The sequence below is a fragment of the Prevotella pectinovora genome (assembly GCF_041323955.1).
GTDB classification, from domain to species: Bacteria; Bacteroidota; Bacteroidia; order Bacteroidales; family Bacteroidaceae; genus Prevotella; species Prevotella pectinovora.
In genome coordinates this window covers 470,779-483,787 of the sequence record NZ_JBGLIV010000001.1, presented here as the reverse complement: position 1 = coordinate 483,787, position 13,009 = coordinate 470,779, and the positions used below count along the sequence as shown (strand labels likewise).

General features: G+C 48.8%; 8 protein-coding genes and 1 pseudogene. 5 read left to right on the top strand and 4 right to left on the bottom strand.

What is annotated here, in order from left to right; translation table 11 throughout:
* Window positions 1-54 precede the first annotated feature (54 nt).
* Window positions 55-258 carry a helix-turn-helix transcriptional regulator gene (locus tag ACDC99_RS01865; protein WP_044066096.1) on the top strand — a complete coding sequence of 68 codons (204 nt, stop codon included), beginning with the start codon at window positions 55-57 and terminating at the stop codon, window positions 256-258.
* A gap of 139 nt (window positions 259-397) precedes the next feature.
* Here ACDC99_RS01865 and ACDC99_RS01860 read toward each other — a convergent pair whose 3' ends face one another.
* Window positions 398-1,756 (bottom strand): efflux RND transporter permease subunit, encoded by a 1,359-nt coding sequence (locus tag ACDC99_RS01860; protein ID WP_370756897.1) that lies wholly within the window; start codon window positions 1,754-1,756, stop codon window positions 398-400.
* 109 nt (window positions 1,757-1,865) lie between these two features.
* Between ACDC99_RS01860 and ACDC99_RS01855 the strand changes: the two genes are divergently transcribed.
* Window positions 1,866-3,071, top strand: a complete 1,206-nt coding sequence (locus ACDC99_RS01855) for an ISL3 family transposase (RefSeq protein ID WP_042517111.1) — start codon at window positions 1,866-1,868, stop codon at window positions 3,069-3,071.
* A gap of 12 nt (window positions 3,072-3,083) precedes the next feature.
* Here ACDC99_RS01855 and ACDC99_RS01850 read toward each other — a convergent pair.
* A pseudogene (locus ACDC99_RS01850) lies at window positions 3,084-4,874 on the bottom strand (efflux RND transporter permease subunit); the annotation flags it as partial.
* A 139-nt stretch (window positions 4,875-5,013) separates the two neighbouring features.
* Between ACDC99_RS01850 and ACDC99_RS01845 the strand changes: the two are divergent.
* Window positions 5,014-6,300, top strand: a complete 1,287-nt coding sequence (locus ACDC99_RS01845) for an IS1380-like element ISBf11 family transposase (protein ID WP_346712761.1) — start codon at window positions 5,014-5,016, stop codon at window positions 6,298-6,300.
* Between the two features lie 185 nt (window positions 6,301-6,485).
* Window positions 6,486-6,815, top strand: coding sequence for a HipA N-terminal domain-containing protein (locus tag ACDC99_RS01840; protein WP_370755600.1), 330 nt, complete (start codon window positions 6,486-6,488; stop codon window positions 6,813-6,815).
* Window positions 6,816-7,093: 278 nt separating this feature from the next.
* Here the strand turns inward: ACDC99_RS01840 and ACDC99_RS01835 are convergent, their stop codons facing one another.
* On the bottom strand, window positions 7,094-7,312 hold the full coding sequence (locus tag ACDC99_RS01835) for a hypothetical protein (RefSeq protein ID WP_370755598.1): 219 nt from the start codon (window positions 7,310-7,312) through the stop codon (window positions 7,094-7,096).
* A gap of 38 nt (window positions 7,313-7,350) precedes the next feature.
* The gene (locus ACDC99_RS01830; protein ID WP_370755596.1) at window positions 7,351-8,217 is read right to left on the bottom strand and encodes an Rpn family recombination-promoting nuclease/putative transposase; all 867 of its coding nucleotides are present in this window, start codon (window positions 8,215-8,217) and stop codon (window positions 7,351-7,353) included.
* 286 nt (window positions 8,218-8,503) lie between these two features.
* Here ACDC99_RS01830 and ACDC99_RS01825 point away from each other — a divergent pair, with 286 nt between their 5' ends.
* The gene (locus tag ACDC99_RS01825) at window positions 8,504-12,964 is read left to right on the top strand and encodes an AAA domain-containing protein (protein ID WP_370755595.1); all 4,461 of its coding nucleotides are present in this window, start codon (window positions 8,504-8,506) and stop codon (window positions 12,962-12,964) included.
* The last annotated feature ends 45 nt before the right edge of the window (window positions 12,965-13,009 follow it).

The following is a 13,009-nucleotide window of genomic DNA, read 5'->3' as shown; positions in this document are numbered from 1 at the left end:
ACTCAAACAAGGAAATTCTCCTATATTTGCGTCAAAAGTATAATATATTAGACAATGGAATTAAATGAAGTGATAAAATCTCGTAGAAAGGTGCTTGCTATTTCTCAGTTAGACCTTGCAGAAATGGCAGAAGTGAGTCTTGCTACAGTCAAAGACATTGAACGAGGGAAAGGCAACCCTTCTCTGTCTACTGTCAACAAACTTCTTGGAGTGTTGGGACTGGAAATGGATTTCAAGATACGTAAAACCATATTATAAAACCTTTCTTCCGCGCCAAGAACACGCGCAGCATCAAAGGGCACGGCGTAGGCTTGGCTCTCTCCAAAGCCATCATAGAAAAAAATGGGCGGAAAAGTTTCCGTCCATTCTATAGAGGGAGAAGGCACGACCCTTGATATCAAGGTGTGATCTTCTGCGTTCTCAGCACATCAATGAGCCGTCGGGGCATCCAGTGCTCCTGCATCCATTGGAAGATGACGAAGAAAGCGGGGACAAGGAAGAGCAGCGCCACACTGCCTATCAGCATGCCACCCACGACACCCGATGCCAAAGATCGGCTTCCGTTGGCTCCAACTCCCGAAGCAGCCATCAACGGCAACAGACCTAAGATCATGGCGAGGACAGTCATGAGGATCGGGCGCAGACGGGCCTTGGCAGCAGAGAAAGCTGCCTGGGTGATGCGCATGCCTGCCTCACGCCGTTTCACGGCATACTCCGTCAGCAAGATGGCAGTCTTCGACAACAGACCGATGAGCAAGACGACACCCGTCTGAAGATAGATATTGTTCTGCAAGCCAAAGAGTTGCGCGAAGAGGAAACTGCCCATAATACCGACAGGCACTGCGAGCAGGATTGCAAACGGAAGGATAAGACTCTCGTAGAGAGCCACAAGCACGAGATAGATGATCAACAGACTCAGTGCTGCAACAATGACGAAGTTGTTGCTAGTATTGCCTTCCTCGCGGCTCAGTCCACTATACTCATACCCATAGCCGGAGGGGAGCGTCTGCTTAGCCACGCGTGCCACGGCTTCCATCGCCTGACCCGAGCTGTAACCAGGAGCGGGATCGGCATTGACACTGATAGAATTGAACATATTGAATCGCGAGAGACCTTGCGGACCCATCGTCGGAGTCAGTGTGACGAAATTGTTGACCGGCGCCATCTGACCATCGCTCAGCCGCACATAGATGTTGTTGAGCGACTGCCGTGTGACACGGTCGGCGGCCTCAGCCTGCATCGTGACGTGATAAAGGCGGGAGAAGCGGTTGAAATTGGAGATGTAGGAACCGCCATAGTAACCGGCTATCGTTGAGAGGACATCGCTCGGCGATACTCCTGCCCGCTGACATTTAGCGGCATCGACATCGAGCCAGAACTGAGGATAACTGGCGGAGAAATCGGAGAAGGCCTGCCCAATCTCTGGCTGACGGGAGAGCTCATCGACAAACGCGTCTTTCACACGCTGAAACTGTGCGATAGAGCTACCCGTGTGGTCCTGCAAGTTGAACTCCAGTCCACTGCTCATACCGAATCCCGGCACCATCGGCGGAGTCATCACAAGCACGTCGGCATCTTTCACCAGTGAGGTGACGGCCATGATACGCTCCACGATGCTGTCGACCGACTCCGACGGATCCTTACGGTCTTTCCACTCTTTCAAGGGAGCGAAGATCATGGCGGAGTTGGAACCGGAGGAGGTGAACGAATAGCCGTTGACAGCCGCCACATGAGCTACGCCGGGCACGCTCGCCACCAAATTTTTGGTTCTTCCGTTAAATGCATAGATAGAAAAAAAAATTTTATATTATGATAAAAATAAAGCTGGCATCATCTATCTTTGTAGTGACCAAACTCAATGATAAATGAATGCCAGCATAATGCATAAAGCTTTTGGCATATCCTTGCAAGAATGTTTGGATATGCGTTGCGAAAGTAATAAAATAGTTTTGAATATCCAAACTCCATCAGACAAACTTTGCTGTCCGGAGTGTGGAAGCCATAATGTAGTCCGTAATGGTTTCACGGCCAGACGCTTTGTGAGCGTGCCGATAGGTTGTTCAAAGACTTTCGTCGAGATGAAGATCCAACGTGTCAAATGTTCTGATTGTGGCTGCATAAAGAACGAGGATGTCGATTTCGCAAAAGGCAAGCGCAGGCATACGACCGCTTTCGCCAATATGGTTATAGACTTGTCGCGCTTTGCAACTATACAGGACATTGCATGGTTCCTGGATGTATCTTGGGACATGGTGCGGAACATACAGATGGAGTTCCTGCAAAAGGAGTATGGCAGCCCTGACCTTTCAAACCTCAGATACATATCCATAGACGAGTTCGCTACCCACAAGGGACAAGTTTACAAGACGATAGTCGTAGACTTGGAAACCGGGCGGATTGTCTTTGTAGGTGACGGTAACGGCAAGGCTTCGCTTGAGGAATTCTGGAACAAGCTCGGAGACAGAAAGAATGACATAAAAGCCGTATGCACAGACTTGTCGTCTGCTTATACGGGGGCGGTAACGGCAAATCTCCCCAATGCCTCTCTTGTCGTGGATCATTTTCATGTGGTAAAGCTCATGAATGAAAGGATAGACCAGTTGCGCCGCCAGTTGTGGCATGCTGAGAAAGACGTTAACAAGCGTAAGGTAATCAAGGGCACGCGCTGGATATTGCTGAGAAACGGCAACGACATCTTTGACGCAAAATACAAGACAAGACTTGACAATGTGCTGAACTTGAATGAACCGTTGATGATTGCATATTACCTGAAAGAAGACTTGAGGGAAATATGGAACCAAACCAACAAGGATGATGCAGAATTGGTGCTAAACGAATGGGTGCGGCAGGCCATGGATTCAAAAATACAGCCATTGGTCAAAATGGCTGCTACCTTGCGGGCCTACAAGCCATATATACTTGCATGGTATGACTACCCGATATCAAATGGCCCTACTGAAGGTATAAACAACAAGATTAAAGTGCTGAAAAGACAAATGTATGGATTCAGAAATGATGAATTCTTCACGTTAAAGCTATACGCTCTACACGACAAGCGTCTACGCATTTAACGGAAGAACCAAATTTTTCACCGTATTCAAGGTCTTGGCATTGTCATGCATGGAGGTACCCGGACGGGTGTTCATACTGACGTAGACCATACCCGTGTCCTCCTGAGGCAGCAGCCCCGTCGGCGTTATCTTGACGAGGAAGACAAGGAGCGCCACAGCAGCGGCCACGATGCCGTAAGACACGTATTTATGTCGGATGAACGCAGACACGGCGCGTGTATATTTATCCTCAAGGACACTGAACACTGCATTGAAAGCACGGCGGAAGCGCGCTGCGAAGTTATTCTTTTCGTTTCCATTCTCATCTTTATAGGGCTTCAACAGCAATGCACATAAAGCCGGAGAGAGCGTCATGGCATTGATGAACGAGATGCCTACAGCGACAGCCATCGTCAAGCCAAACTGCCGGTAAAAGGCACCGGAGGTTCCTCCCATCATACTCACGGGGATGAACACCGCCATGAAGATCAGCGTAGAAGTGAACAAGGCGGAGGTCACCGAGCCCATGGCATCGCGGGAGGCGAGATACGGAGAACGGTAGCCTTTGTCAAAGTTGGCTTGCACAGCCTCCACGACGATGATAGCATCATCGACAACGGTTCCGATGGCGAGCACAAGGGCAAAGAGCGTCAACAGGTTGATGCTGAAACCTATGAGCTGCAAGACACCAAAGGTGCCGATGATGGAAACGATAATGGAGATAGAAGGAATGACTGTTGACCGGATATCCTGGAGGAAGACATAGACCACAAGGATGACGAGCAACAGTGCCTCAAAGAGCGTGTGGACCACGACCTTGATGGAGGCATTGAGGAAGTGGTTCGTATCATTGATCTTCTGGAACTTCATGCCTGGAGGCAACTGAGCCGACATATCCTCCAGTTCCTTATCAATGGTGTTGATGATCTCCGAGGCGTTGCTGCCAGCTGTCTGCTGCAGCATGGCAGTGGCTGCGGGCTTGCCGTCAAGCTGTGTAGAGAAGTTGTAGGCATCGGCACCTAATTCCACACGCGCCACATCACGCAAGCGCAGGATCTGACCATTCTGCGTACTGCGGATAACGATGTTGCCAAACTGTTCGGGCGTAGAGAAGCGACCACGGTATTTCATTGTATACTCAAAAGCATTGGCGTGGTTCTGACCGAAGGAGCCAGTAGCAGCCTCTATATTCTGAGCTTCCAAGGCAGCAGTGATATCTGCGGGCACCAGACTGTAGGCTTTCATCTTGTTGGGATCGAGCCACAGTCGCATGTTATAGCTTGAGCCAAAGAGCTCAACACGGCCAATACCCTGGATACGTTTCAACCGCGGGATGACATTGATGTTCATGTAGTTGTTGAGGAAATTCTCGTCGAATCTCCCGTCGGTAGAACAAAGAGCCAACGTCATGAGTTCGGCATTCTGCTGTTTCTCCGTCTGCACACCTTCTTTCGTCACCTCTGCGGGGAGGTTGGCAAGGGCCGACTGCACCCGGTTCTGGACATTGACAGCTGCCATATCGGGGTCAACGCCTTTCTTGAAATAGACCGTGATATCTGCCTCACCACTGTTGCTGGCTGACGAGGTCATATAGGTCATGCCTTCCACACCGTTGATACTCTCCTCCAACGGCGTGACGACACTCTTGATGACCGTCTCTGCACTCGCTCCGGGATAGTTGGCGAAGACAAAGACCGTCGGCGGGGCGATGTCGGGATACTGCTCCACAGGCAGGCTCTCGAGACCAACAATGCCGGCAATGACAATCAACACGGAGATGACTGCCGACAACAAAGGACGCTGAATGAATGTATTGATACTCATATCCCTTAATTCCGCAACACTTTGATTTAACTTTATTTATAAGTACCTGAGCAACAAAAAGTTGCTCAGGATTTTGCCATGTCAGATTTTTCACCTATCTTAGTGTTGCAAATCAAAATATGTATCAAACCCGACAGACATGGCAAAGGTAGCAATAAAATCTGAGAAACTCTCTCCTTTTGGAGGTATTTTTCCAATAATGGAGCAATTTGATTCCAAGCTCTCATCTGTAATCGACTCAACCCTCGGTATGAGATGCAGGCTGTATGGTTATCAATACAGCGAAATCATCCGTTCGCTTATGAGCGTTTATTTCTGTGGCGGCTCATGCATCGAGGATGTCACCACTCATCTGATGTATCACCTCTCGCTTCATCCGACACTTCGCACATGCAGTGCCGACACGATTCTCAGAGCCATAAAGGAACTGACCCAGGATAACATTTCCTACACATCCGACACTGGCAAGACCTACGACTTCAACACGGCAGACAAGCTGAATACACTGCTCCTCAATTGCCTATTGTCCACAGGGCAGCTGAAAGAGGGCGAGGGGTATGACGTTGACTTCGACCACCAGTTCATAGAGGCTGAGAAGTATGATGCGAAGCCTACATACAAGAAGTTCCTTGGTTATCGCCCTGGCGTGGCAGTTATTGGCGACTTGATTGTCGGCATTGAGAACAGCGACGGCAACACAAATGTCCGTTTCCACCAGAAGGACACGCTGAAGAGGTTCTTTGAAAGGTTTGAACAGAACAAGCTTATTATCAACCGTTTCAGAGCTGATTGCGGCTCGTGTTCTGAAGAGATAGTGGAAGAGATTGCTAAACACTGCAAGACCTTCTATATCCGTGCCAACCGATGCAGTTCGCTCTACAATGACATCTTTGCCCTCAGAGGTTGGAAGAAAGTGAAATTGGGCGGTATTGAGTTTGAGCTGGCCTCCATTCTCATCGAGAAATGGAAAGGGAAGGCATACCGTCTTGTGATTCAAAGACAGAAGCGGATAGACGGCGAACTCGACCTGTGGGAAGGAGAATACACCTACCGCTGCATCCTTACAAATGACTACGAGTCTTCCGAGAAAGAGATTGTCGAATTCTATAACCTCCGTGGAGGGAAGGAACGCATCTTCGATGACATGAATAACGGATTCGGCTGGAACAGGCTTCCAAAATCCTTCATGGGAGAAAACACGGTGTTTCTTCTGCTTACGGCACTCATACGCAACTTCTATAAATTCATCATGGCGAGGCTTGACGTGAAGAGGTTCGGACTCAAAGCAACAAGCCGCATCAAGGCGTTTGTCTTCAAGTTCATCTCTGTGCCAGCAAAATGGGTCAGGACATCAAGGCAGTATGTGCTGAATATCTATTCATGCAACAACGCTTATGCTGATGTGTTCCAGAATGACTTTGGATAACACCGGCAACTTATGGTCGTGATTTTGCGTATTGCCTCAAGTCGTATGGTGGGGTAAGGGGCATTTATATGTCTTTATGGTGACATTCGATGCACTGTGCCCCCTTTTTACTAACGATGCAGATTATTTTCGCTTCTGTATCATATTAGGCGCGTAGTTGCGGATTTGAGGTAAAATAGAATGATATGAGACAGTTGTATGTCTATATGAACGACCTCAAGGCAGGTGTCCTGACTGAAAACACCCCTGGAAAAGAATATACTTTCTGTTATGACGAGAACTATCTTTCAACTGAAAACCCTTCCATTTCTGTCACTCTTCCCAAAAGAGAGGAATCCTATAAGAATGAATATTTGTTTCCTTTCTTCACGAACATGCTGCCAGAAGGTGCTAACCGTAGGAGCATTTGCCGTTCGTTGAGAATTGATGAGAGTGATTTCTTCGGACTTCTTATTGCCATGGCAGATAAGGATTTCATTGGCGCCGTACAAGTAAGAAAGACAACAGATGATTGACATTAAGACTGGCATTTGAAAGGTGGTCACGCCACATATCCGTTATATATATAACGCTGTACTCATGAATAAAACATAGACTTGGAATTCGTGAAACATAGACTTGAAATCTCTAAAACACAGACTTGTAATTCATAAAAGACAGACCTCGGATTCTCCCCACGCCGTGGGGAACAGAACCCCCTAATGTGGGGATGTCTTCCCCATGGTGTGGGGAAAATATGGGATGCCGAAAAGCATGATACTTCTATGGTACTTCTATGATACAACAATTATACTCATTGGATATTCTTTATTTCTTCTTCTGACAAGCCCGATGCCTGCATGATAGTTTCTATAGGCGCTCCAAGAGCCAGAAGATTGGAGGCTATCTTTTCTTTTGCCTTTTTCTCGCCTTCTGCTCGTCCTTCCGCATATTTCTTCTTTTCCGCAGTCCGTATGGCATTCACTATGTCGCGGTCGAAATCGGTATGTGGATTGATGTATTTCTCTGCCATAATGCTGCATTTATTACATTGGGGCAGTGGAAAATTTATTACTTCAATTTAGAAACTTCATCGAGTGACATTCCCGTCATTTCTGCAACAAGTTCAGCAGAAATACCCTTGAGAAGCATTTTTTTCGCGACCTCTACAATTCCTTCTGCACGTCCTTCTGCACGTCCTTCTGCTCGTCCTTCCGCACGACCTTCTGCATATTTCTTCTTTTCCGCAGTCCGTATGGCATTCACGATGTCGCGGTATGCATTGACGCTGTCTTCATACAGTTTCAGCTCCTGTTTGTCGAACTTTGATATCTCTGCCTGTTCGAACAGACGTGTGAAAACACGCTCCTGCAGGGCTGCGGGGCGTTGCATCAGGTTGGAGAGATTCTTCAACACGTACATCCACTTGTCGTACATACTTTCGAGTTCACTCTCTTTCTTGTCAAACTTAGGTATCTCAACGTATATATATGTGAGTTTGTCGTAGAACACCTCGTGTGTGTCCACCTCCATCAGCTTCACCTCATGGTGCCAGCGCTTTGCGTTCTCAAGACCGTCGGCAAAGTTGAAGTTCAGCAAGCCAATCGTGTAGACTGGATTGAGATGGAAATCCCAGTCTCCTCCACGCTGCGCCTGTTCTCTGATGGGGAACGTTGAATAATAGATGGTGCGGTCTTTGAAGAACTCCTGGTATACGTTCTGCATCTCCACGATGAATTTCTCTCCCTTGTCATTCTCGCAACGTACAACGAAGAAACCAGGACGTGATTCCGAATTTATATATGTTACTTTCTGGATATTCTGTTTGCCGTGAAATATGGTGTTCAGAAAGCTAATGAGCAATTCAGTGTTACATTCAGAACCGAACAGGCGCTTAAAGCCGAAATCGGTATGTGGATTGATGAATTTCTCTGCCATAATGCTGCATTTATTATTCAATCAGCAAATTTACGGCATTTTCACCAATAAAACAACACTGTTGACTGGAAATAATTACAACAACCAGGGGTAACGTTGATAAAGACGTTGCCCTTTTGCATTGCAAGTTAGCAAATGTGGCGATATGGTTTATGACAGCTTTATTTTTCGAAAGGTGTGCTTTCATGGCTTATTCTCGTATAGTTTGAGTATATTTGCATGCGCTCAAAATCTGGTAGCGCCATAAGGAAAACAGATTTGCCGACACCATAACAGGAAAATAATCATGCAGACAAAACCATATACCAAACGAAAGATTGACAACAGCGAGAGGGTCAATGCCAGCATAGGAAAATCCATCGTCGTAGACTCCGCATCAAGCCTATATATGCAACTGAAGGAATCTTGCGCTGACGACATGACGGAAGAAGAGAGATACGCCATTCTCAAACAGGTATTCCGCCGGGCGGTGGACCAAGCCGTTCTCGACTGCCAGATTGCTTTCGTGGGACTATTCGCCAAGGTGGATTATTGCATCAAGGAATACGATATTCCATCCAATATTGCCAATCTCATACAGCTGGGTCGCAAGGACCTCTTTCCCCGCCCCAACAGCGACCAGGAACTCTCGGCAGAAGAACTATCCAAGCTCTTTCCGCATAATCTGAAAGCCACAACGCTGCTGGTGTATCATGTGTGCGGCAAGGAAGAAATACCGGAGCAGCTGAAAGCCTGTTTTCCACGTGCCGACAGGAAGAAGACATGGGGACGATACAGCGAGAAGGTGCTTCGGGTCGTTGTGGAACGTTGGGATGACGAGTATATATGGGCGACGGAAGAGAAAAACAACAACACCCTGCAGATTTCCTACGGCAAACGCAACCACATCCTCACGCTTGAGGGGAAATCAGACTGGTCGTACCTCAAGACAACGCTCTGGGAGGGAGCCAGACTGAACCTGGTGCGCATCCGTATGGATGAGCACGGCGAAATCTGTCTGCCGGAGCTTATCATTCTGGAGCCAGACTATCTCATAAACATCACCACGATATCAAGCTGCTTCGAGTCTTATGCCGAATCGCCGTTCGTGAATCTGGTAAACAAGATTAAACCAAATCCCAACACGCTGCCCATACATCTGGGTAACCTGTCGGGACAGTTCCTCGATGACGTGGTACACGACCGCAACATCACCTTCAGCGACAGCATCAGGGAGTTTGTAAGCAGGAATATCATGAGCATAATATCATGCCCGGGGCTGGAACTCCCAAAGGACCGCATCAGGTTCACGCAAGACGCACAGATACAAAAGCGCAACATCAGCCATCTGATAGGCGCCAGTCTGCCACAGTCTATCAAAGACTTCAACAGGAAAGGCGTGGTTCTCGAACCGTCGTTCTTCAGCGAGGTGCTGGGCATTCAGGGACGCCTTGACTTCTTGTGGCAAAAGGATAAAGACATCATCATCATAGAGCAGAAATCAGGAAAGGGGGATTTCGTGCCTTACACTTCGCCATCTTATAACCCCAACATACCCAAAGTGAGGGAACCACACTGGGTGCAGGCCCTATTGTATGGTGCGCTGCTCACCTATGGATATGACAAGTATCCGTCGGAAATCAGAGGCATCATGCTCCTCTACTCCAAATACTCTGAAGGACTGGTCAGCTCACCTAATGCCCCGCAGCTGCTGCACCGCGCCATCAGGATGCGCAACCTGCTCGCATGGAGCGAGATACTGTATGCCAAGGAGGGACTCGACATCCTGACAAGTCTTACTCCCGACATGCTGAACAAGAAGAAGGTGACCGGACGGTTGTGGGAGGATTACATACGGCCTCAACTTTCAGAACTCCTTTCGCCCATCACCTCTGCATCAAAGCTTGAGCGTCTGTATTATCTCCGGTTTCTGCGCTTTCTGGAAAACGAGCAGCTGCTTGCCAAGGTTGGCAACAAGACGAAGGAGGATTCCGGCTTCGCCTCAACATGGAATGACACGCTGGAGGACAAGAAGGCTGCCGGCAACATCTACGACAAGCTGCACATCGCCGGATATGACTTTGAGGACAAGCAGGAAACGTCTGTGAGAGGAATAAAGCTCCGGTTTGACGAGCCACAGTCGGCTGACACCACAAATTTCCGCATCGGCGACATCGTGATGCTCTATCCATACAATTACAACAAAGACACGAAGGTGCCTGACGCATGTGCGCAAATGGTACACCGCGCCACTATCATCGACATGCGCAACGACAGTATAGAACTGCGTCTGCGCTGCAGCCAGACGGACAAGACTGCTTTTGGGAACAAACCTGGCGACACGCTATGGGCAATAGAGCACGATATGCTTGAGTCGATGACGGGCTCTCTGTATAGCGCCATGCACTCATTCCTCTCTGCTCCCAAAGAGCGACGCGACCTTATCCTCCTGCAGCGCCAGCCGGAGACCGACCCTACGATAAGGCGCAAGGGGGAATACGGCAACTTCAACACGCTCGTTGACCGTGCGAAACAGGCGCGCGACCTGTTTCTCATCATCGGTCCTCCGGGAACGGGCAAGACATCCTACGGACTGGTGAACCTGCTGAAGGAGGAACTGTTGGAGGAGGACACCAACGTGCTACTGCTATCATACACAAACCGGGCGGTTGACGAGATATGCAGCAAACTTGTGGAACTGAAGGAGGAGGATCCCGACTTCGACTTCGTGAGGATTGGTTCTGAACTCTCTTGCTCCAAGGAATACCGTCAATATCTGCTGAGCAACAAACTGAAATCCCAAGATCTGGATTCCGGCAGAAAGGCCATCCGCTCCACGAGGGTGTTCTGCGGAACGACTGCCGCGCTCAACGCCAACGTGTCATTGCTGCAGATAAAGCACTTCAGTCTTGCCATTGTAGACGAGTCGTCGCAGATTCTCGAGCCACATCTCATCGGACTGCTCAGCGCACAGAAAGACAACCTGTGCAGGATAGACAAGTTTGTGCTCATAGGCGACCACAAGCAGTTGCCTGCCGTAGTGCAGCAGACGCCGGAGGAGTCTGCCGTGACTGAACCGGAGCTGTGCGACATACATCTCTCTGACTGCCGGTTGTCGCTCTTTGAGCGTCTGCTCACACATTTCAAGACGGGCAGAGGCGACTACGACGACCGCTTCGTGTATATGCTGACGAAGCAGGGACGCATGCACAGAGACATTGCGGAGTTTCCCAACTATGCTTTCTATGGCAACCGCCTCGACATCGTGCCGCTCGACCACCAGACTCTTCCAAATGTGCGCAAAAACACCGGCAACGGCATCATCACCATGCTCACTACACGCCGCATAGCTTTCGTCACGGCAGAACCGCCAAAGCGGTCGCTATCGGCAAAGACAAACAGCGTGGAGGCAAGGATGATTGCCGCCACCGTACGCGCCGTGTATGAGCTGGCATCCGGTTGCTTCGACACGGAAAAGACGGTTGGCGTGATTGTGCCCTACCGCAACCAGATATCCACGGTGAGAAACGAGATAGACAAGTTCGGCATTCCCTGTCTTCATGACATCACGATAGACACCGTGGAGCGCTATCAGGGCAGTCAGCGTGACTATATCATATATGGTTTCACCATCCAACAGCCGTATCAGCTCAACTTCCTTACGAGCAATGTGTTTGAAGAGGACGGACTGGTGATAGACCGCAAACTGAATGTTGCCATGACCAGAGCAAGACTGAACCTGATTCTCATCGGAAACCCTGTTCTTCTCAACGAGAACTTCACTTTCTACAAACTGATGGAGTTCGTGAGGAGCAAGGGTGGATACTTTGATGTAGCTCCGGATGATTATTGCAAGGGAAACTTTGAAGTAAGCGAAACGGTTGACGCCTATGAAACGACAATGGCTGAGGAAACATCGGGCATGTCATCCCGATTCGCCGCCGCATTCAGCAAGCATGTCGTGGATGCGATAAAAAATGATTCGCGCACAAGAGGACACGAGATAATCCTCGGCAATACGACGGATGCCAACATGTCGCTCATCAACTACGGACGGTCGGACTTCTCGAATGACTCGTCGCTATTCAGCACGGAATTGAATGCCAACCTGATAATGAATGCCGACGACCAGGTATTGCTATACTGTCATTACATCATGCAGAGGTATTATCGCAGTGCGAAAAGACTGTATCAGTCTTACAGCAACTGGTTGTCGGCCATGGCAAAGAATATGAGCGGAAGAATAAGGTTTATAGACATCGGATGCGGACCTGCCACCTGCGGCATCGCGTTTGCAGAGCAAATGGCGGGGCTGTTTCCGGGCATTCATTATACTGGCATTGACATCTCTGCGGCGATGAAGGCAATGGCGGAAAAACTGCTGGGAGAAACTACCGGCGACAGGATGCTGATGGATTTCAAGACTTCATTCATGGAATTGGACGACAGATATTGGACTTCCGTGTCTGAAGTGCCAAACCTCGTGGTTTTCAATATGTCGTATTTCTTCTCAAATGTAGACTGCACCTTCACAGAAAACCTGGCAGACAGGATTGTCAGCGTGATGCGGAAGCATCCGCTAAACCGTTATGTTTTCATCATCCAGCATTCAGACCACGACACGAAGATACGTTCTTTCCTTGTCTTCAAGAATATGCTGGAACAATATGTGGAAACGATAAAGACTGAGCGTTCAGCCATCAGCCATGAACAGGAAGGAAATCCCAAGACTCCTCCGTTCTGCTATGAAATATGGAAGTCAAAATAACCCCAAACGGCCATCAGCGCCGCTTGGGGTCAGACTCAATGGGGC